This is a genomic window from Streptomyces sp. NPDC000410 (assembly GCF_040300305.1).
In the GTDB taxonomy this organism is placed as follows: Bacteria; Actinomycetota; Actinomycetes; order Streptomycetales; family Streptomycetaceae; genus Streptomyces.
In genome coordinates, this window is the sequence record NZ_JBEPDM010000006.1 from 179,973 (window position 1) to 201,894 (window position 21,922).

The following is a 21,922-nucleotide window of genomic DNA, read 5'->3' on the forward strand; positions in this document are numbered from 1 at the left end:
CTTCTGATGCGCGTGAGGTGAGGTCGAGCACGCGGCGCGGTGGCCGCCTCCGGGTTCCTCCCGGGACCGGATGCGGCCACCGCGGTCCGATGCGCACGGGCGCGTGCCCGGGGGACCGGTCGGCCGGTCAGCCGCCCACCGGGTTCGTCGCGTCGCGCCAGACCCTGACGTCCACCGTGATGTGGTCCGTCGTGTCCGGCGAGGGCGCCGTGCCGCGGAAGGTGATGAGGCCGACGTGGCCGCTTCCGCTGATCACACACAGCCGGTCGCCGACAGCGAGGTCCCTCACCCACACGTACTTTTCGCTGCCGCTCTGCGCGAGGCACGAATCCAGCGTCCCCGCCGCACGGGGCGCCAGGCGGGTCAGCTGGCTCCGGCTGGTGGATCCGGGGGCCACGACGGCGCCGGACTTGTACACGGCGTACGTGAAGTCCTCGTCGCTCGTGCCCGTATCCGCCTTGGCGCGGACGGGGCGGTCGCTCAGGTACAGGTCGTGCGCGCCCGTCATACGCATGCCGACGTAGGTGACGGAGGCCGGCTGGGCGTCGGCCGTCCCGGCCGGCTTGTCGGACGCGGCCGGCGTCCGTGGCGTGGTCGGTTCGGCGGAGGCGGACGGGGCACCACGGGTGGGGGACGAGGAAGGGGACGCCCCCTCCGTGGGCTTCTTCGACGGTGACGGCGATGGCGACGCCGATGTGGACGGGTGAGCGGAACCGGTGGTGGGCTGCCCCGCCGTGGGGCTCGGAGGCTGCCCTGCCCGTCCGTTCGCGCCGCCCGCCCGCTCGCCGGAGTTCAAGGCCCCGGACAGGAACAGGGCGCCGGTCACCGTGGCCGCGGTCAGGACGACCGCCCCACCAGCGACCAGCCCCCACCACCGCTGGGTACGGCGGCGCGGCGCGGGCTCCCCGCGGGTGGGGAGGGTCGGCGCGGAGTGCGGTGCGCCCTGCTGACTCAGGTCGGCCGGTCGCGGAACGCGCAGGGCCATCGTGTCCGCCCGGGACGCTCGCGGCTGCGGCTGCGGCTTGTCCTGGGTCTGGTCCTGGTCCTGCGCCTCGGCCTGGGGCTGCGACGGCGACTGCGGTTCGCGCACCGCGTGCTGCGCGAGCTGACCCGCCACCGATGTCGGCAGCCAGCTCTCGGAGCGGCGCAGACGCCCCTGCGGATCGGCGGCGGCGCACAGGCGTATGACGTCGGCCGGGGTCAGCCGCCGCGCCGGATCCTTCCGCAGGCAGCCCGCCACCAACTCCGCCAGGTAGTCCGGAAGTTCACCGAGTCGCGGCTCCTCGTGCACGATGCGGTACAGCACCCCGTGCGAGGGCCCGTCGCCGAACATGCCCGCACCTGTCGCGGCGAAGGCGGTGACCTGCCCGAGCGCGAACACGTCCGCCGCGCCGGTGATCTCCCCACCGAGTGCCTGCTCGGGCGCCATGAACGCGGGCGTCCCGATGGCGGAACCGCTCTGGGTGAGGGCGGTGGCGTCCACGGCGCGCGCCACTCCGAAGTCGATGACGCGGGGCCCGTCGAGAGCGAGCAGCACATTCGACGGCTTCAGGTCGCGGTGCACGATCCCGGCACGGTGGATGTCCTGCAGCGCCTCGGCCACCCCCGCTGTCAACAGCAGCACCGTCTCCTTGGGCAGCGGTCCGTGTGCCTTGACGGCCTCCGCGAGGGACGGACCGGGAACGTATGCGGTGGCGAGCCACGGCACGGCCCCTTCGGTGTCGCTGTCGAGGACCGGCGCGGTGCACACGCCCTGGACACGGCGGGCGTTGGCGAACTCCTGGCGGAACCGGAGGCGGAAGTCGGAGTCGTCGGCGAGTTGGGGGCGGATCACCTTCACGGCGACAGGTCGTCCGCCGGGGGTGTAGGAGAGGTAGACACGTCCCATGCCCCCGGCCCCGAGCCGCGCCACCAGACGGTAATGACCGACGGTGCGCGGGTCGTCGTCCTCGAGCGGCTGGAACGTCCCCGTGCCCGCACCTGTCCCCGTCCCCGCACCCGTCTGCACGTTCCCGACTCCCATGGCGCCTTGATGCTTGTCATGTAACTGGCCGAGACACTATCGGGGTTTCGAGCGAGTCCGATGACGGATGGCAGCCCGGTGGCGGAGCTCGCCGGTGAGCGACGACAGGACGTCGACTCCCGGCGCGGACGCTTGCCGCCGCTCAGCCGCGCGGGCGCACGTGGAGGTCCGGTCCGCCGGTCCCCGGCTCCTCCACGCCCGGCAGCAGCCGCATGTCGCGGTCGTAGTCGCCGCCCACGAGCGACCGGAACGCGACCGGCTCGTCCGTGAAGAGCCCGTCGAGCCGGAGCCCGTACGCGCGCTTCGCCGCCTCGAACGGCTCATCCGGCAGGTCGTTCGCGTCGTACACCGCGAACGGCTCGAGCGGCGCCATGCCGGTGAACCAGAACAGTCCGTGCTGCACCGGGTGGAGCACATCCGTCAGCCGCCCGTGGATGCCCCGGTCGGAGAACGACCACTCCCGTGCGCCGGCCGTCACCGACACCAGGGCACGCCGCCCCGCCAAGGCGCCCTCGCTGTACGGCGGGGGGACTGCCTTGCCGTAGCCGAAGCCGCTGGTGAACACCCGGTCGATCCAGCCCTTCAGGATCGCGGGTACCGAGAACCACCACATCGGGAACTGCAGGATCACCGCGTCCGACCAGCGGACCTTCTCCTGCTCCGCCGCGACGTCCGGCGACAGCCGCCCCGCGAGCGTGGCCCGCTCCGAGACGTCCATCACCTTGAGCCGCCGGTCCGCGACATGGTCCGGGAAGTCGTCGGCATCCACTGTCGCCTTCCACTTCATCGCGTAGAGGTCGGAGACCCGTACGTCGTGCCCCGCCGCGCGCAAGTGCTCGACCGCGAAGGTGGTGAGGGCGGCGTTGAGCGAACGGGGTTCCGGGTGGGCGCTGACGACGAGGATCTTCTTCTGCTGCTGTTCCTGCTGCGGCGTGGCTTCGATCATGCCGCTACGTTCTCCCGGGCGCGGCCGGGCAGCCAGCACCCTGTTCAACCGGCGGACCGGCGATCCTGGTACTGCGAGGGCCACGCATACTTGAACGCATGGAGGGCGTGGAACGCATCGGGCGCACAGACGGATCAGGCCGCATCGGTCGCGTCGGCCGCATCGACGGGGCCGACCGCATCGACGGGGTCGATGACACCCGGCGGGCGCTCGGCGGCTTCCTGCGCGCCCGCCGGGGCCGCGTCGCCCCGGAGCACGTCGGGCTCGTCGGCGGTGGCCGCCGCCGCGTGCGCGGGCTGCGCCGCGAGGAGTTGGCCCAGCTCGCCGGGATCAGCGTGGACTACTACGTACGTCTCGAACAGGGCCGGGCCACGCAGCCGTCCTCCGAGGTGCTCGACGCGCTCGCCACGGCACTCGGCCTCGACGAGGCGGAGCGCGGACACCTCGCCACCCTGGCCGGCGCCAGGCGCGGCCCCGCCCCCAGGGCCCGCGTCAGCCCGCTGCTCCAGCGGATGCTGGACGCCATGACCCACTTCCCGGCCTTCGCGACGAACCACCGCCTCGACGTGGTGGCCTGGAACGCCCCGGGCGCCGAACTGGTCGGCGGCCTGGCCGACCCGGGCCGCCGTGACCGGAACAACGCCAGATACCTCTTCCTCGACCCCGCCTCCCGCGACGTCCACCCCGACTGGGAGGCGCGCGCGGCAGAGGTCGTGGGCCAGCTGAGGGTCGCCGCGGGACGCTATCCCGACGACGCCGAACTGGCCGCGCTCATCACCGAACTGTCCTCGCGCAGCTCCGAGTTCCGGCGGATCTGGGCCACCGGCGAGGTCGTGATGTGCGTGGCGGGACGCAAGCGGCTGCGGCACCCGGTGGCCGGGCTGCTCACCCTGGACTTCGAGACGTTGCACGTGCCTGCGTCGCCCGGCGAGACGGGCCTGGTGGTGCACGTGTTCAGCGCCGAGGAGGGCACCCGGGAGGCCGCCGCCCTCGCCCGGCTGGCCACGGCCGCCGGCAGCCGCTGATGTCACCGTCGGCCTGATCCACCAGACACCCCTAGAACTTCGTCGCACCCTCGGCCACGGCCTCGCGGATACGGTTGTAGGTGCCGCACCGGCAGATGTTGCGGAGCTCGTCGAGGTCGGCCTCGGTGATCTCCCGGCCCGCCTCGCGTGCCTCCCGGACCTTGGCGACCGCGGCCATGATCTGGCCGGGCTGGCAGTAGCCGCACTGGACGACGTCGTACTCCAGCCAGGCCTCCTGCATCGGGTGCAGCTCCTTGCCGACCGTGGCGGGCAGGCCCTCGATGGTGGTCACCTCGTCCGCCGGTCCGATGTCCTCGACCGGAACGGTGCAGGGGGTGAACGCCTTGCCGTTGATGTGGCTCGTGCAGGACCGGCAGACACCGACCCCGCAGCCGTACTTAGGACCGGTGACGCCCAGGACGTCCCGGAGCACCCACAGCAGCCGGACATCGCCCTCGATGTCGACGGTCACCGGCTTGCCGTTGAGGATGAAGGTGTGGTGCGGCACGGATGGCTCCTAGCGGGCGCGGACCAGCGGGTTCGGTCTGGCGTTCGGCCTGGCGGGTTCGGTCCGGCGGGTTCGTTCCGGCGGACGCGGTCTAGCGCGCGCGGTCGAGGCCGTCGGTGGGCGAGGCGGGGATCGGAGGGGTGGTGGGCAGTGGTGCGAAGCTCAGCGGCTCGCCGTGGTTGATCGGGAAGGCCGTCGGCATGGAGCCGGTGGCGCGGCCGTAGGCGCAGGCCACGGCGGCCATCGCGGCGGCCACCGCCAGTTCCCCGGCGCCGCCCGGCTTGCCGGTGGTCGGCGGCATCACGACGATCTCGACCTCCGGCGGGGTGTTCCACTGCCGGGTGTAGAAGTAGTTGTCCCAGCTGCTCTCGAGGAAATGCCCGTCCTTCAGGTGGAGTCCCGAGGTCAGGGTGAGGGCGATGCCGTCGATGATGCCGCCCGTCATCTGCGCCTCCAGACCGCGCGGGTTGACGGCGAGACCGGTGTCGACGGCGCAGACGACCTTCGTGACGCGCGGTCCCGTGTACGCGTCGCGGATCTTCCGTCCGGTCGTCTCCGGCCGGCAGTCGATCTCCGCGAGCACGGCCACGAAGGCGTGGTACTCGGGGTGGAGCGCGATGCCTTGTGCCATGCCGGCCGGCATGGCACGCCCCCAGCCGCCCACCTCGGCGACCTTGTCGAGAACGGCACGGGCCCGCTCGTCCTTGAGGAACTGCCGGCGGAACGCGTAGGCGTCCTTGCCCATGCGCTTGGCCAGCTCGTCGACCACGAGCTCCTGCGCGCAGCGCACGTTGGGGGAGTAGATGCCCCGCATGGAACCGGTGTTGAACCCCTTGTCGGTCTCGCCGAGCAGCTGGGTGGTGACACCGAAGTGGTACGGGCTCTGCTGGGTGAGCTGGAAGATCGTCTCGGAGAAGGCCAGGTCGCCCACGGGCAGCCGGGCCGCCTCGGAGGTGATGATCTCGCCCAGCCCGTGTCCGAAGTCGGTGGCGACGGACGTGTGGCGCTGCTCGTACGTGAGGACCTCACCGAGCGCGTACGTGGCCCGGACCCTGGAGGTCGACATCGGGTGCGTACGGCCCTGACGGAAGTCATCGGTCCGGTGCCACATCAGCTTCACCGGCTTGCCCATCGCGTGTGAGGCCTCGGCGGCCTCGGCGGCGGCGTCGTGGAAGAGCTTGCGTCCGAACGAGCCGCCGCCCTGGGTGACATGGACCTTCACGGCGGTGGGCGGAAGGCCGAGCCGGAGGGCGATCTGCTCCTGGGCGACGATCGGCGACTTCAGACTCGCCCAGATCTCGGCCGAGTCGGCTCGGACGTCCGCGATCGCGCAGTTGGTCTCCAGAGCGCTGTTGCTGGCGAAATGGAAGGTGAAGCGGGCGTCGACCGCCTTGGTGAGCAACGGCAACGGTGGTACGACCAGAGGAAGTTCGGCGCGTCGCAGCTTCTGCAGAACGGTGGTGTGCCGCCGTTCCCGGCCCCCAGTCGACCTGCAGGGCACGGATCGCGTCGATGCACTGGCCGAAGGTGCGGCCCCGGACGGCGACACCGGTGGAGATCCGTACCGCATGGGTGATGCCGGGCATGGCTCGCACCGCGTCCAGGTTCCGCACCGAGCGGATCGTGCCGTTGATGGTCGGCGGTCGGCACACCATCGTCGGCAGCGCGTCCGGCACCCGCACATCCATCGCGAACGTCTTGCGGCCCGTCACCGCGTCCAGCGCGTCGATCCTGCGCTGCCCGGTCCCGATGACCGTGAACTCGGAGGGTTCCTTGAGCATGACGGAGACCCGGCTGGTCGCCACACCGGCGGCCTTGACCGCCAGCTCGCCGTAGGTGCGGCGCCGCCCGGTCGCCGACGTGATGACCCCGGCAGCGGCGGTGAGGGTGCCGATCGCCTCCCCCAGCTCCAGGGCCGCGGCCTCCAGCAAGCGGCCACGGGCGATGGCCGCCGCCACCCGGATCGGGGTGAAGGTCGAGATGGTGGTGTTGGAACCACCGGTGAGCTGGTTGAACAGGAGCTCCGGCCGTGCGTCGGCGAGCGTCACCCGGACCTTGTCGAGCGGCAGGTCCAGCTCCTCGGCGATCAGCATCGCGCTGGAGGTGGTGATGCCCTGCCCGACCTCGGCCCGGGGCAGGGCCAGGGACGCCGTGCCGTCCGCATCGATCCGGATGCTGATCAAGTTCGCCGTCGGCAGGGCGGCGTGGGTCAGCATGTCGTTGAGATCGTAGATCTCGGACGGGCCCGGCACGGACGGGACGAGCGCGGGGGTCTTCGCGGTCGCCTGGGAGGGGGCCAGGACCGCCTCGCCGACGTGCGCGGCCACCGTCAGCGTCGATCCTGCCAGGACGTACCCCAGGAACCGCCGCCGTCCCATCCCGCCCGGCCCGCCGCCCGCCTCCGGGTCCTGTGCGCCGCTGTGAGCTCCCATCAGCTGTCCTCTCGACTCCCCGGGCCCGGCGGACACGGATCGCACTCCGGCCCGAAGCGGAGTGGACCACACCCCACCGCAGGTGCGCCAGAACACGGACGCCGAACCTCAGCGGGCACAGCTCTCACGGCGGGCGGAAGCCCAGGACCGACAGGCCTCGGTCAGCGACAGGCCTCGGTCAGCGACGGGAGGCGGCGCGCTCGGGCGGCGCGATGCGTATCCGCTTCTCGGCGGGCGCGTTCTCGATGTCGTCGAGTTGCGCCACGATAGTGGCGCGCAGGTCGTCGTAGTCCTCGAAGGTGTAGTCGTTGAACAACGTGTAGCCCGTCCACATCAGGTTGGCGCACACCCGTGCCGGCACCCGGCCGGTCCGCGCGCCCATACCGACCAGCGCCACGGACTCGATGCTGCCCGGCCGCTCCTGGTTCTGCTGGTGGATCGCCTGGAACGCGGCAGCGCACGCCAGGGCGACGTTCAGCGTCTCACTCACGTTCTGCGAGGACGTTTCCATCGTCGGCGTCGAGATCAGGAACTTCGGTTCGACCGCCCCGGAGGGAACGCACACCGCGCTGCCGACCGGCAGACTGCCCGCGAACCGGTCGCGGATCGCCCGCTGTACGCGAAGCTGGATGCCCGCGCCGAGGTGCCGCTTGACGATCGCGTCGAGGCCGCCGTCCATCCGGCCCCGGGAATTGGTCGGGCTGACCCAGGCATCGACCTTCTCGTCGAGGATTGAACCCTTGCGGATCTCGATCTCCGGAGTGTCGGCGAACGCCGCCCGCCACGACTCCACCACCTGCGTGTTGATGTCCGTCAGTACCACCCTGAGCTGCGGCTGCACACGGTTCATGGTCATGATTCGACTCCCGTCGACAAGAGGTCTTCCCACCGATCACGACGCTACCGGGACCCACTGACAACGGCCCCGTCAGCTCGCATCGGTGACTGACCGTCACGATTGCCAGGGCACCGGTCCGGTGTTAGCCTGCCGCCGGATTCCCGCTGATCAAGCCCTCGGCGACGTGTGCCCCCACCAGCCCCGCCGCATGGTTTTCCGGGTCCGTTTCGTCGGTTCACGGCTTTCGCGTGGACAGCGACCACACATCGACAACCTCGCCAGCCATGCCCTTGTCGGCATGGTGTGATCTCTCGGAGTGCCACCACACATGAGCGATGCCAACACGCAGGCCCAGCCCGACCCGAACGACCCGCTGGCCCTCTCGGAACTGTTCAAGGGCGGCGGCGAACCGTGGCTTCCGCTGTTGAAGCCGGTCATCGAGGCCCAGCCGGACGCGGCCACGTTCATCGGCCCTGGGCGCGGGCCGGACGTCGTTCCCGTTCGCGAACTGACCTTCCAGGCGCTCAAGCCCAACCCGCCGCACAAGTGGAAGGTCGTCGTCTTCGGCCAGAACCCGTACCCGCGGCCCGAGAGCGCCACCGGCATCGCCATGTTCGACAACACCTTCCACGACTGGAAGGACAGCCAGTTCGGCCGGGTCGTGAGCATACGCTGCATCATCAAGGCGGCGGCGATGTGGAAGTACGGCATCCCCAAGAAGACCCCGATCGCCGACATCCGTGCGCTCCTGAAGGAGCGGGACACCGTCCAGCCGCCGGAGTGGTTCCAGGCGATGCTCACCCAGGGCGTGCTGCTGCTGAACGCGGCGCTCACCGCCGGCACCGACGACGCCCGGGGGAGCGACCGGCACACCGTGTTCTGGCGTCCGGTCGCCGAGCGGATCGTCGAGGAGATCCTCAAGGCCAAGCAGGACGCCGACGAGGAGGACCGCGGTGTCGTCTTCGCGTGGTGGGGGGCCCATGCGCGCAACCTGAAGAAGGTCGTCCTCCGGCTCCAGAAGAAGTATCCCGAGGTCGAGGTCCGGCACATCGACCACCCCAACCCCGCGGCGCAGGGAGACATCTTCTGCGAGGGCGACCACTTCGCGATGGTGAACGAGGCGCTGGCGTCGCTGGGCACCGACGAGATCGACTGGCTGCCGAGCAAGGGGTGGAACAAGCCGTCCGCGGAGACCGGTGGCGCGGACGGCGACGTCGCCGAACGCATGGGCGCTTTCATCGCGTCCACCATGGAGTTGCACCAGCTGTATCTCGAGCGGCTCGCGAGCGTCAAGGACGAGGGCCTCGTCCTTCCGGAGATCACCGGTGTGTTCGACACGCCGCTCATGAGCTTCCACGACGCCGTCGCCCCGGTCGGCCGGCTGCTGTCCGGGCTCGACCGGCATGTCACCCGGTCGCACGAGTTCGGCAAGAGGCGGGCGGACGAAGCGGTCGGCGGCCTGTCCGCCGACGCGATCGCCGCGCTCCACCTCTACACCTGCGAGTCCGCGTTCTACCGGGAGATCAACGCCGTCCTGCGCTCCCCGGACCGGTCCAGGGCCGTCCCGTACCTCCCGTACCTCCGGCTGCTGTTCTCCGCGGTGTCGGGTCTGCCCGCCCGTACGGAACCGCTGTGGCGCGGCGTGTCGCTGGACCTTCGCGCGCAGTACCCGCTCGGCCGGACCGTGACCTGGTGGGGCGTGTCCTCGTGCACGCCCAAGCTCGGCGTGGCGCGGGCCTTCCTCGGCAGCCGTGGCAAGCGGACGCTGTTCGAGGTGGTCCCCGTACGGGCGGTGGGCATCCGTGACTTCTCGGCGTTCACGGACGAGGAGGAGTTCATCCTCGCGCCGGGCACGCAGCTCAAGGTGACGGACGTGAAGACCGAGCGCGGCGGCTTGTGCACCGTGAGGCTGACCGAACTGGAGGAGCAGCCCCTCGTGTCCTGAGCAAGCGCCCGTACGGCTGGTGCGATCGCGCTGACCGCCGTCGTCGTGACCCTCGCCGAGGACGACGCCGTCGACCACGCCGGATCGGCGCTCGCCGTGGCCGTGACGGCGCTCGGTGCGAGGGGGCTGAGCGCCACTCCGCTGCTCAGTGCCGGCGTCGATGCACGGTGGGGTTGCGCAGCCCCTCGGCCGCGTCGGCGACCCGCCGCAGCAACTCCAGGAACGTGGACTGCTCCTGGGGGTCCAGCGGCGCGAGGAAGATCTGGTTCATGCGAGCGGTCCGGCCGGACAGCTTGCGGTGCACCCGCGCGCCCTTCTCGGTGGCGCGAAGGACGGACCGGCGACCGTCCTTCGCGTCGCGGACCTTGTCGACCAGGCCGCGGCCGACCAGGCGGCGGACCACCTCGGCGATGGTGGACCGGTCGAGACCGACCCGCTCGCCCACGGTGCGCTGGTCCAGACCGTCCTCGCCGACCAGGGTGTTGAGCACGGCGAACTGCGGGGAGGTGACCTCCTCCGAGACGAGCGTGCTCCACAGCAGGGTATGCGCCTGCTGGAGGCGCCGGGCCAGATGGCCGGGATGGGTGCCGAGGTCGAGCGCGGGCACGGTACGTCCTTTCGGCAGATCGTCCTTGCACTGAGGGTCTTGACCCGGAACTGCCATGATGTCACGCTTCCAGCCCTGCAACAGATAGTCAGTGTACTGAGTATCTCGGGGGAGAGGGAGGAGCGGACGGATGGACAAAGTGGTCTCCTCGGCCGCCGAGGCCGTGGCCGGTGTCCGCGACGGCACGTCGCTCGCGGTCGGCGGTTTCGGTCTCGGCGGAGTGCCGAACGTGCTGATCCAGGCGGTGTACGCGACCGGGGCCCGCGGCCTCGGCATCGTGTCGAACAACTGCGGCGCGATGGACTCCGGTCTGGCCGTCCTGCTCGCCGCCGGCCGGATCGCCCGCGTCACCGGCTCCTACATCGGCGCCAACAAGGAGTTCGCCCGCCAGTACCTCGCCGGTGAACTGGAAGTCGAACTGATCCCGCAGGGCACGCTTGCCGAGCGGCTGCGCGCGGGCGGCTGCGGCATCCCCGCCTTCTACACCCCGGCCGGGGTCGGCACCCAGGTCGCCGAGGGCGGGCTGCCCTGGCGGTACGACGGGCAGGGGGCGGTCGCGCTGGCCTCACCACCCAAGGAGGTAAGGGAGTTCGACGGTGAGGAGTACGTCCTCGAGCGGGGGATACGCACCGACTTCGCGCTCGTACGGGCCGCGAAGGGCGACCGGCACGGCAACCTCGTCTTCGCCAAAGCCGCCCGGAACTTCAACCCCCTGGCGGCCATGGCGGGCAGGATCACCGTCGCCGAGGTGGAGGAGCTGGTCGAGCCCGGCGAGATCGACCCCGACCACGTCCATCTGCCGGGCATCTTCGTTCAGCGGGTCGTCGCGCTCACGCCGGAGCAGGCCGCCGACAAGCGGATCGAGAAGAGGACGACCCGATGAGCTGGAGCCGGGACGACATGGCTGCCCGCGCGGCCGCCCAACTGCGCGACGGCGAGTACGTCAACCTCGGCATCGGACTGCCGACCCTGATCCCGGGCCACCTCCCCGAGGGCGTGCACGTCGTCCTCGAATCGGAGAACGGCATCCTCGGCACTGGTCCCTTCCCCTACGAGGACGAGGTCGACCCCGACCTGATCAACGCGGGCAAGGAGACCGTCACCGTGCTGCCCGGCGCCTCCTTCTTCGACTCGGCGCTGTCCTTCGGGATGATCCGCGGCGGCCACATCGATGTCGCCGTACTCGGTGCCATGCAGGTCTCGGCCTCCGGCGACCTGGCCAACTGGGCCGTCCCCGGCAAGCTGGTCACCGGCATCGGCGGCGCCATGGACCTCGTGCGGGGGGCGCGCCGGGTCATCGTGACGATGACCCACACCACCAAGGACGGCAGCCCGAAGATCGTCGAGGAGTGCGACCTGCCGCTCACCGGCCGCCGCTGCGTCGACCGGATCATCACGGACCTCGGCGTACTGGACGTCACCGAGGAGGGGCTGGTGCTGGTGGAGCGCGCGCCGGGCGTATCGGCCGACGAGATCGTGTCGCGGACGGCGGCGAAGCTGATCATCGCGGAAGGAGCCCGCTCATCAGGCCGCGGTCCGGCCTGATCCACCGGACAGGCTCCAGGACAGGGGAGTTCACCGGCTCATGACACCCACTCAGAACGACATCGACCGCGAGATGGAGCGGCTGCGCGAGGCGTACGAGAAGTCCGTCGCGGCAGGAGCCCCGCGCGCCCATCACCCGGCGCGGGACTACGCCCCGTACCGCTCCAGCGCGCTGCGTCACCCCAAGCAGGCCCTGGTTTCCCTCGGGGCACGCCAGAACCCCGAGGCCGTCGAGCTGGCCTCGCCCGCCTTCGGTGAAACCGACATCACCGAGCTCGACAACGACCTCACCCGTCACCACCACGGCGAGCCGCTCGGCGAGCGGATCACAGTCAGCGGCCGGGTCCTCGACCGTGCCGGCCGGCCCGTCCGGGGCCAGCTGATCGAGATCTGGCAGGCCAACGCATCCGGCCGGTACGCCCACGGGCACGATCAGCACCCCGCGCCGCTCGACCCCCACTTCACCGGTGCGGGAAGGACGTTGACCGGCGACGACGGCGGCTACACCTTCACCACGATCAAGCCCGGCGCCTATCCGTGGCGGAACCACACCAACGCCTGGCGGCCCGCGCACATCCACTTCTCGTTCTTCGGAGCCGCCTTCACTCAGCGGCTGATCACGCAGATGTACTTCCCGGGCGACCCGCTCCTCGCCCACGACCCCATCCTCCAGTCCGTCACCGACGACGCCGCGCGCGGGCGGCTGGTCGCCGCGTACGACCACGACCTGTCGAAGCCGGAACGGTCCCTCGGCTACCGTTGGGACATCGTGCTCGACGGTCCCGCCGCCACCTGGATCGAGGAAGGCCGCTGATATGACGACCTCCACGACCTCCACGACCCCGACCTCCCCTGTGCTTCCCACGCCCTCCCACACCGTGGGGCCCTTCTACGGATACGCCCTGCCGTTCCCCGGCGGCGCGGAGACGGCCCCGGCAGGCCATCCCGACGCGATCACCGTCCACGGCCGCGTGTCGGACGGGAGGGGCGCGCCCGTCCCTGACGCGCTCCTGGAGTTCTGGGGCCCCGGCCCCGAAGGTCAACTGCCCAGTGCCGCAGGATCGTTGCGCCGCGACCCGGTGACCGGCGGCTTCGCCGGCCCGGTCGGCGACTTCACCGGCTTCTGCCGCGTCCCCACCGACTCGGACGGCCACTGGTCGGTACGCACGCTGCGCCCCGGCGCCCGTGGCGGCAACGCCCCGTACCTCAGCGTCTGCGTCTTTGCCAGAGGCCTGCTCCACCACCTGTTCACCCGGGTCTATCTGCCCGAGCCGGGCGACACGTTGGCCGCCGACCCGCTGCTGGCCTCGCTCCCGCCCGAGCGGCGCGCGACGCTGGTGGCGGCCGCGGAGCCGCGAGCGGGCTATCGCTTCGACATCCGGCTGCAGGGCGAGGCGGAGACCGTGTTCCTGGAGTTCGTATGAGAGACGACGCCGGTTCCGCCGGGCCGTGCAGGGCCCGTGACGCCGGTGCCGCCGCACCGTACGACGACGGATCCGCCGCACCCTACGACGGTCGCGACGTCGGACTGCTCGCCCCCGGCCGGGCCGGGTCGGTCGCCGAGGCCGCCACCTCCGACGTCGCGTTCCTTCAGGCGATGCTGGATGCCGAGGCCGCACTCACCCGGGCCCAGGCCGCGCTCGGCCTGGCTCCCGCGCAGGCCGCCGACGCCGTCACCGGCGCCGCCCGCGCCGACCGGTTCGACCTGCGCGACCTGGCGCTGCGGGCACGCCGTGGCGGCAACCCGGTCATCCCCCTGGTCGCCGATCTCACGGCCGCGCTGCCCGAGGCGTACGCGCCGTACGTCCATCGCGGGGCCACCAGCCAGGACATCCTCGACACGGCGGCGATGCTGGTCGCCGCCCGGACGGCGGCACCGGTCCTCGACGACCTGGACCGTACGGCCCACGCCCTGGCCCGTCTCGCCGCGGAGCACCGTGACACCCCCATGCCGGGCCGCACCCTCACCCAGCACGCCGTCCCGACGACCTTCGGGCTGAAGGCGGCGGGCTGGCGGAGCCTGGTACTGGACGCGCGTGACCGGCTGACGGCCGTACGGGACTCACTGCCCGTCCAACTGGGCGGCGCGGCAGGCACACTGGCGGCCTTCGACGCGTACGCGGAGGCGGCCGGTACCGGCGTACGGCTCGTCAGCGCGTACGCCCGCGAACTCGCCCTCGCCGAACCCGCCCTGCCCTGGCACACCCTGCGCACCCCCGTCGCCGACCTGGCCGGTGCGCTCGCCTTCACCGCGGGAGCGCTCGGGAAGCTCGCCGCCGACGTGCTCGTACTCTCCCGTACCGAGATCGGTGAGCTGAGCGAGGGCAGCGGTGGAGGGTCGTCCGCCATGCCGCACAAGGCGAATCCGGTACGGGCCACGCTCATCGCCGCCGCCGCGCGCAGGGCGCCGGCGGCGGCCGCCGTGCTGTACGGCGCCGTCGCGGCCGAGGACGAGCGGCCCGCCGGAGCGTGGCACGCGGAGTGGGAGCCCCTGCGGGACCTGCTCCGGCAGGTCGGGGGAGCGGCCCGGGACGCGGCGGAACTGGTCACAGGCCTGCGGGTGCACCCCGCGCGGATGCGTGAGCACCTGGACCTGACCGGGGGGCTGATCGTCTCGGAACGGCTGACCGCGCTGCTCGCCGCCCGAACGGACCGCGAGCGCGCCACGCGGCTGCTGACGGACGCGGCACGCACGGCCCGTACGACGGGCGCCGGACCGGCCGGCGTCCTGGCCGATGCCCTGGCCGTGGACCCCGCCCTGAAGGATCTCGACCTGGACGCCCTCACCGACCCCACCCACTACACCGGCGCCGCCGGGGCGCTCACCGACCGCGCCCTCAGCCGGTACTGAGCCACGATTGCGCAGGCCATGACCGATACGCTGCACCACCGCTGCGAGGGCCCCGCCACCGGGCCCGCCCTGCTCCTCGCGCCCTCCCTGGGCACCTCGACCGCCGTGTGGGACGCGGTCGCGCCCGAGCTGAGTCCGGCCTTCCGTACCGTCCGCTGGGACCTGCCGGGACAGGGCGGATCACCCGCCGGTCTGATCGGCCCTGGTGCCACCGTCGACGACCTCGGCGCGCTGGTTCTGGACCTGGCCGACTCGCTCGGTCTGGACCGTTTCCACTACGCCGGGGTGTCGCTCGGCGGCGCGGTCGGCCTGTGGCTGGCCGCGCGCCACCCGGACCGGATCGACCGGCTCGCCGTGATCTGCTCCTCCGCGCACTTCGGCCCGGCCGGGCCCTGGCGTGAACGGGCCGCTCTGGTACGTGAGTCGGGCACGGGCGCGCTCGCCGACGCCGCGCCCGCCCGATGGTTCACCCCCGGCTTCTCCGAGCCCCGCCTCATCGACGATCTCCGCAGGGCCGACCCGGACGCCTACGCCGCCTGCTGCGACGCACTCGCCGTCGTCGACCTGCGCGACGAACTGCCGTCGATCACCGCGCGCACCCTCGTCGTCGCCGGCCGGCAGGACCCCGCCACACCGCCCGAGCACGCCCGGGAGATCGCCGACGCCGTGCCGGGCGCGGACCTCATCGAACTGGCGGACGCCGCGCACCTCGCGCCCGTCGAGCAGCCCGGAGCCGTGCTGGCCGCCCTGCGCGCACACTTCGCTGCGACGCCGGGCCCCGGCCCGGAGACGGGCGGTGACCAAAGGGGCCTGACCACGGCGCGGCCCTAAACGGGCGAGAGACGGTAGCAACCAGGGCTTCGCGACCCGCCGGCGGAGCCGGGAACATCGTCACGGAAGCTGAATTGTTTTCGCTGCCCGGCGCTGCGGAACCGCTTCACCGACTCCTTGGAAACCTCCAGACAGAACCGGGAGACCAAGGGCTCGGACTCGCTCGCCCGGTGCAGATTCAGCGATCCTTCGTACCGCCCGGGCCGGAAGTTCCACCCGATCGCGTTGAACAGGATCGTCGGTTGCTGGGGCTTGTCCTGGCTGACGAGCAGCGGCACGGGGTCGGCGTCACGCCGGTAGAAGATGGAGTTCTTACCGAAGTCGTAGGTCCAGGAGCCCGTCTCGTCCCAGAAGAACTCCGGCTCGTCGGACTTGGCGATCGCGCCGGTGGGCCGCAGTCGAAGTTCCGCCTTCATGACCACCTCGACGTCCTGGGTCCTGACCCGGGTGGACATGGTCGGCTGAAGGTAGAGCCACACGTCCTTGCCCTGGGCGATGCGGATGATGTGAGGCAGGGTGACGTCGATGTCCGGCTTCCGCTGCAGCTCCGCGAGGTTGTAGAGCGAGATGGCCAGGGCGACCAGGCCGGTCGCCGTGGTGACCCACAGATGCGCCGAGTCGAATCGCCTCGCACGGAAGGGATGCCTGGCGCGGGAGAACCGGGAGAACCGGGCGGAGCGGCCGTCATGGGCGTCGGGCGGAGTGGTGCTCACCTCCTCAGCCTGAGCCGACGCCACTCGGCGGGTCGTGCGCTGGTGAGCCGTTCGGGCGAGGTCCGGTCCGTCAGCCCGGCGCCGGGCCCCCGGGCCCGGGGGCCTTCATGCCCCAGGCGGTGATCATGCCCGGCGAGAGGGCGGCGCAGTCGGGCGAGTCCAGGTAGCGGATCGCCGCGTCGATCGTCGCGTCGTCGACCAGGCCCGTGGCCGCCATCGCCTCGCGTGCGCGGTCCCATGTGTCCGCCCAGAACCGGCTGATGGCGCTGCCGGGCAGCAGCGGAGGGACATGGATCTCGGCCGCCACGGACGTGAGGCCCGCGGCCCGCAGGAGCCGGGGGTAGTCCGGCACCCAGGAGATGTCGGTGCCGATGGTGTCCCGCAGCCCTCGCCACATCGCGCGCATCACCCGGGTGTACGGCGTGGTGGGGGCCGTGGCGGTGGTCAGGTCGACGGCATCGCTCAGGACCAGTACGCCGCCGGGAGCGACCAGGGAGCCGAGCCTGCCGATCATCTGCTGCCAGGAGCGCAGGTGCATGAGCACGAACCGGGCGTGGACCAGTTGGAATCGGCCGGGCAGGAAGTCCGGGTCGGTGATGTCCGCCTCGAGCGTGGTGAGCCCCGGCACGGGGTGGGCGGTGAGGAAGCGCACGTCGCGGTCGACGGCGAGTACGGAGGTGACGCCGGCCCGGCCCAGGAGGAGGCGAGCGACCGAGCCGGTTCCCGCGCCCATGTCGAGGCAGCGCCAGCCGGGCCCGGCCCCCAGCGCCATCAGACGCGACAGGGTGACGTCGTCGTAGGCGAGCGCGCCGAGGTCGATACGGTCGTCCTCGCCCGCCTGCTCCGGCCTGAACACCGCCTCGCCGTAGTGGCCGCCGCGACGCGCCTCACCGCCGTCACTGTCTTCGCCGCCCGGGTGCCTGTTCATGTCGCTGCCGGAACCTCTCTCCCAGCGCCGGCCGTACCGAACAGCTCGTCCCCCGGCCGTCGCCCCACCGATCCTCCACCGGTCCCCTCCCGCACGGCCGAGGGCGCGCCGTGCGGGAGGCCAACCGGTCGACGGCGCCGGCCGACGACGGGTGTGTGCCGGTGCCGCCACGGCCGCAGGTCTTCCCGCTCCCTTGAGGCCCTCGGCGCTCGACGGAGTCGGTTCAGTGGACCGTGGACACGTGCCCGATCCGCGAGGCAAGATCACGGTGCCGATGTGTTCCGCACCCGCGTGAGCCCGCCGAGCGGGCGGTACGCACGACCGTAAGCGTGAAAGGCCCTGGGGGACCGATGACTTCTCACTCCGACGACCAGCTCTGGCTGCGGAACTTCCACCCGGCACCCGGCGCGTCCGTACGCCTCGTCTGCCTGCCGCACGCAGGCGGGTCGGCCGCGTACTACTTTCCGATGGCGCGAGCCCTCGCACCGGACATCGATGTGCTGGCCGTCCAGTACCCCGGCCGTCAGGATCGCCACACGGAGCCGCTCATCACGGACATCAACGTCCTGGCCGACCGGATCGCCGACCGGATCACCGTCCGGTCGGCCGCGTCGCGCGACGACCGGCCCCTGGCCCTGTTCGGGCACAGCATGGGCTCGCTGGTCGCCTTCGAGGTGGCGGACCGGCTCCAGTCACGTGGAGTCGAGCTCACCGCACTGATCGTCTCCGGACGGCGCGCCCCGCACCTGCACAGCGAGGAGGACGTCCACGCGTGCACGGACGACGACCTCGTGGCCCTGCTGGAGGAACTCGGCGGCACCGCCTCCGGCCTGCTCGCCGACGACGAACTGCGGCAGATGATCCTGCCGACCGTCCGCGGCGACTACCGGGCGGTCGCGACGTACCGCCGCGACACCCCGGCCAAGCTGACCTGCCCGGTACTCGCCGTCGTGGGCGACAACGACCCCAGGGCCCGGGTCGACGACGTGCGCGGCTGGGCGGACCACACCACCGCCGGCTTCGACCTGAAGGTCCTTCCCGGCGGGCACTTCTACCTCGAACGGGAACAGGCCGCCGTCCTCGCGGCCATCAGGGAACGCGTCTCCCCCCGCCCCGTGACCGGCTGACGGAAGGCACAGGGACGTCTCATGCTCGAGGAACTGCTGCCTGCGGCCGTCGCGGTCGAGGAGACGTTCGACGACGTGGCCGACTCCGAGCTGTACGAGGAGGAGAAGGCGCTGATCGCGACCAGCGTGGAACAGCGCCGCAGGGAGTTCGCGACCGTACGCGGCTGCGCCCGCGCCGCGCTCGCCCGGCTGGGCGTACCGCCCGCGCCCATCCTGCGGGGTGAGCGAGGCGCGCCCCGATGGCCGCACGGGATCGTGGGCAGCATGACGCACTGCGCCGGATACCGGGCAGCGGCCGTGGCGCGCGCCGAGGACATGGTGTCCATCGGAATCGACGCGGAGCCCAACGAGCCGATGCCGAACGCCGGAACACTGGATCTGGTCACGCTCCCCGAAGAACGCCGGTGGCTGTCCGGTATGGCGCCGCGGCGGCCCGATGTGTGCTGGGACCGCCTGGTGTTCAGCGCCAAGGAGAGCGTCTACAAGGCGTGGTTCCCGCTCACCGGCCGCTGGCTGGGCTTCGAGGACGCGCTCGTGACCGTCGATCCGCAGGCGGGTACGTTCCACGCCCGCCTGCTGGTCCCGGGACCCGACGTGGCAGGCATACGACTGACCGGCTTCACCGGCAACTGGACGGCACGGCGGAACCTGCTGCTGACCGCGATCGCCCTGCCCGTGCCGTCGCCCGGCCGGGACCAGAGCAAGGGGCCGTGACCAGGCCCGGGGCCGGGCCCGCGGGGGGCCGACGATGCGGCGGCCCCCCGCTGATCACCTCTCGGACCGGTTCAGACCGTGCGCTCCAGACGGTCTGCCAGGAGCTTGATGAAGCGCGACGGATCGCTCAACTCGCCGCCCTCGGCGAGGAGGGCCATCCCGTGGACGAGCTCCGCCGTCTCCGTGAGTCCTGACAGGTCCTCACCCTTGTCGTGGGCCTTCCGCAGCCCCATGACCAGCGGGTGCGCGGGATTGAGCTCGAGGATGCGCTTGAAGTGCGGCACCTCCTGCCCCATGGCCCGGTACATGTTCGCCAGCGCCGGGGTGACGTCGTGCGTGTCGGCGACCATGCAGGCCGGTGAGACGGTGAGCCGCGAAGAGAGCCGTACTTCCTTCACGTTCTCGCCGAGCTGCTCGGTCATCCACGCCAGCAGCGCGGCGAAATCCTGCCGCTGCTGCTCGCGCTCCGTCCCGTCCTTCTCCTTCTCGTCCCCGGTCGCGAGGTCGACCTCCCCCTTGGCGATCGACCGCAGCTGCCTGCCGTCGAAGTCGGGGACATGGCCGACCCAGACCTCGTCGACCGGATCGGTGAGCACCAGGACCTCGAGCCCCTTGGCCCGGAAGGCTTCCATATGGGGCGAGCTCTCGATGATCGAGCGCGACTCGCCCGTCATGTAGTAGATGTGCTCCTGGCCGTCCTTCATCCGGTCCACGTACTGCCGCAGAGTGGTCGGCTTCTCCTGATCGGCGGTCGAGGCGAACGAGGAGACACCGAGGATCGCGTCGCGGTTCTCCGAGTCGCTGAGGAGCCCTTCCTTGAGGACGGGACCGAACGCCTTCCAGAACGTGTCGTAGCGCTCGGCGTCGCCGGACATCATGTCCTTCACCGTCGAGAGCATCTTCTTCGTCAGCCGCCGGCGCATCAGCTGGATCTGGCGATCCTGCTGGAGCGCTTCCCGCGACACGTTCAGCGACAGATCCTGGGCGTCGACGACTCCCTTGACGAAGCGCAGGTATTCCGGCATGAGCGCTTCGCAGTCGTCCATGATGAACACGCGCTTCACATAGAGCTGGACACCTCGCCTGCGCTCCCGTGTGAACAGGTCGTGGGGCGCCTGCGAGGGGACGAACAGCAGGGCCTGATACTCGAACGTCCCTTCCGCCTGCATGCGCACGGTTTCGAGAGGGTCGTTCCAGTCGTGGCTGATGTGCTTGTAGAACTCGTGGTATTCGTCGTCGGTGACCTCGTCCCTCGACCGGGCCCACAACGCCTTCATCGAGTTGACCGTATCGACGCCGGGCGTGCCGTCGGAGTCGTCACCCGTGGGCTCGACGGCCATCTTGACCGGCCAGGTGATGAAGTCCGAGTACCGCTTGACGATCTCTCTTAGCTTCGCGGGGGACGTGTAGTCGAAGAGATGGTCCTCGGTGTCCTCCGGCTTGAGCCGCAGGGTGACGGCAGTGCCCTGCGGAGCGTCGTCGACCTGCTCGATCGTGTACGTGCCCGCGCCGCTGGAGACCCAGCGCGTGCCCTCGTTCTCGCCCGCGCGGCGCGTCAGCAGCGTGACCTCGTCGGCCACCATGAAGGTCGAGTAGAAACCGACGCCGAACTGCCCGATGAGGTCGTGCGACGGCGCGGCGTCCTTCATCTCCTTCAATTCCTGGAGGAATTTCGCCGTGCCGGAATTCGCGATCGTGCCGATGAGCTGTACGACGTCGTCGTGCGACATGCCGATGCCGTTGTCGCGCACGGTGAGCGTGCGACGCTCCTTGTCGACGTCGAGTCGGATGTGGAGGTCGGAGGTGTCCACATCCAGGTCCGTGTCACGGAGCGCTTCCAGCCGCAACTTGTCCAAGGCGTCACTGGCGTTGGAAATGAGCTCCCTCAGGAACACGTCCTTGTTCGAGTAGATGGAGTGGATCATCAACTGCAGGAGCTGGCGCGCCTCGACCTGAAACTCGAACGTTTCGATCTGGGTAGTCACATGCGGCCTTTCAGGAGGAAGTTGCCGATGACATCAAGTCCGGTGCGGTGCGGTGCGGTGCGGTGCCGGGATCCTAACCAAGGCGTTCGGGCGGAACGGCCGCATACGCCTCACGCAGCGCGGCGAGCACGGGCTCGTCGACCGGGAACGTCACCTCGTCGACGGCGCTCAGTGTACGGACACCGATCGAGGTGTTCGTGGCGAAAGCGGCCTGCATGGACGGGAGTTCACCGAACCGCACCGGGCGGGTGGCACTGGGCCCGTGGGCCGCCTGGAGCAGTCGCATGGTCACACCCGGCAGCACGTCGGCCTCCGGCCACACCACCGTGCCGGCCTCGTCGACGAAGCCGACGTTCCACGTGGTGCCCTCCGAGATCCGGCCGTCGGGCTCGATGAGCAGGGCGTCGTCGAAACCGGCGAGTTGCGCCTGACGCCGCACCCTGAGCTGACCGAACAGCGCGACATGCTTCACCGCGGCGGTGTCGCGGTGGAAGGGAACGCACGACACCTTGAACGGGGGCGGCGACAGCGCGCCCGCGGCACGGGTCGTGACGAGAATGTGCGGGTCGGCCTTCAGGGCGGGTCTCAGCATGTCCAGCGCCGGATCGAAGACGGTGACGCGCACGGTGAACACACCGGCGCGCCCGGCGACTTCCCGCCGGACGCAGTGCAGGACCCGGTCGGGATCGAGCTCCGCCCCGAACACGGTGTCGCAGTCCCGGACCAGGCGGTCGAGGTGCAACGAGAGCCCGCGCACCGCCCCGTTCTCCACGCGCATGGTCGTGAAGTGTCCGTAGTTCGTCAGGGCGAGCGCCTGTACGTCCTCGATCGCCGCGGGCACTCCGTTGACAGTGGCCATGCGGCAAGTGTGACACCGCGCTGCTCAGGGCCCGTGGACGGGCCG

18 protein-coding genes and 2 pseudogenes are annotated in these 21,922 nt (G+C 71.1%); 10 read left to right on the forward strand and 10 right to left on the reverse strand.

The features are described 5' to 3' along the window. Positions 1-127: 127 nt before the first annotated feature. Both ABT342_RS10710 and ABT342_RS10715 read right to left on the reverse strand, forming a co-directional pair. Positions 128-2,023 carry a serine/threonine-protein kinase gene (locus ABT342_RS10710; protein ID WP_351570135.1) on the reverse strand — a complete coding sequence of 632 codons (1,896 nt, stop codon included), beginning with the start codon at positions 2,021-2,023 and terminating at the stop codon, positions 128-130. Between the two features lie 142 nt (positions 2,024-2,165). Further along, positions 2,166-2,969, reverse strand: coding sequence for an NAD(P)H-dependent oxidoreductase (locus ABT342_RS10715; protein ID WP_351570138.1), 804 nt, complete (start codon positions 2,967-2,969; stop codon positions 2,166-2,168). A 98-nt stretch (positions 2,970-3,067) separates the two neighbouring features. Here ABT342_RS10715 and ABT342_RS10720 point away from each other — a divergent pair, with 98 nt between their 5' ends. After that, a complete protein-coding gene (locus tag ABT342_RS10720) occupies positions 3,068-3,994 on the forward strand; it encodes a helix-turn-helix domain-containing protein (protein WP_351570141.1) in 927 nt (308 codons plus the stop codon). 31 nt (positions 3,995-4,025) lie between these two features. Here ABT342_RS10720 and ABT342_RS10725 read toward each other — a convergent pair whose 3' ends face one another. The 3 genes and pseudogenes from ABT342_RS10725 to ABT342_RS10735 form a co-directional block, all read right to left on the reverse strand. Next, complete coding sequence (locus ABT342_RS10725) at positions 4,026-4,502, reverse strand: (2Fe-2S)-binding protein (protein ID WP_351570144.1); 477 nt, start codon at positions 4,500-4,502, stop codon at positions 4,026-4,028. A 91-nt stretch (positions 4,503-4,593) separates the two neighbouring features. Further along, positions 4,594-6,934 (reverse strand): annotated as a pseudogene (locus ABT342_RS10730) (molybdopterin cofactor-binding domain-containing protein). 178 nt (positions 6,935-7,112) lie between these two features. Further along, a complete protein-coding gene (locus ABT342_RS10735; protein ID WP_351570147.1) occupies positions 7,113-7,790 on the reverse strand; it encodes a macro domain-containing protein in 678 nt (225 codons plus the stop codon). A gap of 310 nt (positions 7,791-8,100) precedes the next feature. Between ABT342_RS10735 and ABT342_RS10740 the strand changes: the two genes are divergently transcribed. Continuing rightward, on the forward strand, positions 8,101-9,717 hold the full coding sequence (locus tag ABT342_RS10740) for an ADP-ribosyltransferase domain-containing protein (protein ID WP_351570151.1): 1,617 nt from the start codon (positions 8,101-8,103) through the stop codon (positions 9,715-9,717). Positions 9,718-9,862: 145 nt separating this feature from the next. Here ABT342_RS10740 and ABT342_RS10745 read toward each other — a convergent pair whose 3' ends face one another. Next, entirely contained in the window at positions 9,863-10,324 is a 462-nt protein-coding gene (locus ABT342_RS10745) for a MarR family winged helix-turn-helix transcriptional regulator (RefSeq protein WP_351570154.1), read from the reverse strand. Between the two features lie 130 nt (positions 10,325-10,454). On the opposite strand from ABT342_RS10745, the gene ABT342_RS10750 reads away from it, so the two are divergent. From ABT342_RS10750 to pcaD, 6 genes and pseudogenes are all read left to right on the forward strand, one after another. Then, positions 10,455-11,207, forward strand: coding sequence for a CoA transferase subunit A (locus ABT342_RS10750; RefSeq protein ID WP_351570157.1), 753 nt, complete (start codon positions 10,455-10,457; stop codon positions 11,205-11,207). Next, positions 11,204-11,869: a CoA transferase subunit B gene (locus ABT342_RS10755; protein ID WP_351570160.1), complete on the forward strand. Its 666-nt coding sequence runs from the start codon at positions 11,204-11,206 to the stop codon at positions 11,867-11,869. Before ABT342_RS10750 ends, ABT342_RS10755 begins: the two co-directional genes overlap by 4 nt. A gap of 40 nt (positions 11,870-11,909) precedes the next feature. Beyond that, positions 11,910-12,683, forward strand: coding sequence for a protocatechuate 3,4-dioxygenase subunit beta (gene pcaH, locus ABT342_RS10760; RefSeq protein ID WP_351570163.1), 774 nt, complete (start codon positions 11,910-11,912; stop codon positions 12,681-12,683). Position 12,684: 1 nt separating this feature from the next. Beyond that, entirely contained in the window at positions 12,685-13,293 is a 609-nt protein-coding gene (gene pcaG, locus ABT342_RS10765; RefSeq protein ID WP_351570166.1) for a protocatechuate 3,4-dioxygenase subunit alpha, read from the forward strand. Next, entirely contained in the window at positions 13,290-14,720 is a 1,431-nt protein-coding gene (gene pcaB, locus ABT342_RS10770; protein WP_351570169.1) for a 3-carboxy-cis,cis-muconate cycloisomerase, read from the forward strand. The genes pcaG and pcaB overlap by 4 nt, the downstream gene beginning before the upstream one ends. A gap of 18 nt (positions 14,721-14,738) precedes the next feature. Next, positions 14,739-15,509: pseudogene (pcaD, locus tag ABT342_RS10775) on the forward strand (3-oxoadipate enol-lactonase); the annotation flags it as partial. 38 nt (positions 15,510-15,547) lie between these two features. Here the strand turns inward: pcaD and ABT342_RS10780 are convergent. Next, complete coding sequence (locus ABT342_RS10780) at positions 15,548-16,264, reverse strand: hypothetical protein (RefSeq protein WP_351570172.1); 717 nt, start codon at positions 16,262-16,264, stop codon at positions 15,548-15,550. 70 nt (positions 16,265-16,334) lie between these two features. Continuing rightward, entirely contained in the window at positions 16,335-17,192 is an 858-nt protein-coding gene (locus ABT342_RS10785) for a class I SAM-dependent methyltransferase (protein ID WP_351570175.1), read from the reverse strand. Between the two features lie 350 nt (positions 17,193-17,542). Between ABT342_RS10785 and ABT342_RS10790 the strand changes: the two genes are divergently transcribed. Both ABT342_RS10790 and ABT342_RS10795 read left to right on the forward strand, forming a co-directional pair. Next, positions 17,543-18,319, forward strand: coding sequence for a thioesterase II family protein (locus ABT342_RS10790; RefSeq protein WP_351570178.1), 777 nt, complete (start codon positions 17,543-17,545; stop codon positions 18,317-18,319). Between the two features lie 21 nt (positions 18,320-18,340). Further along, on the forward strand, positions 18,341-19,033 hold the full coding sequence (locus ABT342_RS10795; protein WP_351570181.1) for a 4'-phosphopantetheinyl transferase family protein: 693 nt from the start codon (positions 18,341-18,343) through the stop codon (positions 19,031-19,033). A 71-nt stretch (positions 19,034-19,104) separates the two neighbouring features. Here the strand turns inward: ABT342_RS10795 and htpG are convergent, their stop codons facing one another. Beyond that, positions 19,105-20,958, reverse strand: coding sequence for a molecular chaperone HtpG (htpG, locus tag ABT342_RS10800; RefSeq protein ID WP_502965508.1), 1,854 nt, complete (start codon positions 20,956-20,958; stop codon positions 19,105-19,107). Positions 20,959-21,091: 133 nt separating this feature from the next. Beyond that, on the reverse strand, positions 21,092-21,877 hold the full coding sequence (locus tag ABT342_RS10805) for an aminotransferase class IV family protein (protein WP_351570187.1): 786 nt from the start codon (positions 21,875-21,877) through the stop codon (positions 21,092-21,094). Positions 21,878-21,922 lie beyond the last annotated feature (45 nt).